Source organism: Gluconobacter thailandicus F149-1 = NBRC 100600, from assembly GCF_000964465.1.
Taxonomy (GTDB): domain Bacteria; phylum Pseudomonadota; class Alphaproteobacteria; order Acetobacterales; family Acetobacteraceae; genus Gluconobacter; species Gluconobacter thailandicus.
The window spans coordinates 1-527 of record NZ_BANH01000101.1; the positions used below are offsets into that span (position 1 = coordinate 1).

Annotated in this window: 1 pseudogene; it reads left to right on the forward strand. The window is 60.0% G+C overall.

Features of this window, described 5'->3' with window-relative positions:
- Window positions 1-40: 40 nt before the first annotated feature.
- Window positions 41-527 (forward strand): annotated as a pseudogene (locus tag B7444_RS15620) (IS5 family transposase); the annotation flags it as partial.

A 527-nucleotide genomic window follows, 5' to 3' on the forward strand; every position in this document is an offset into this window, starting at 1 on the left:
CGGACGTACATAGCTTTGTGTGATGAGCACGATGCAGTCTGTGATTTCCGATGATGCGTGGCAAGTCTGGGAGCCCCTGATCGAGGCCGTTCGCCCGAAAGGCAAGACGCCGCCGTGTGACCTTCGTCGGACCATCTCGGCCATATTCTGGCGCCACCAGAATGGATCGCAATGGCGCTCCGTCCCGTCGGACCTCGGCCCGTGGTGGACCGCAGCACAGCTCTTCCTTCGCTGGACAAAGCTCGGAGTATGGCAGGCTCTTTTCGAGCGATTGAAAGACGGTGACCCGTCCCTCGGCATGGTCTTTCTCGACGGCACAAACATTCGGGCGCATCACAAGGCGGCGGGAGCCGCCAAAAAGGGGGACACAGAGGCAGCCGAAGCGATCGTGAAGCACTTGGTCGCTCACGGGGAGGCTTTGGCAGCAAGGTCTGTGTCGCTGTAGACGGACGCGGAAAAGCCTTATCGTTTACCCTGACGCCAGGTCAGACACATGAATTGCCGTCAGCGATGGCGCTCCTTAACGC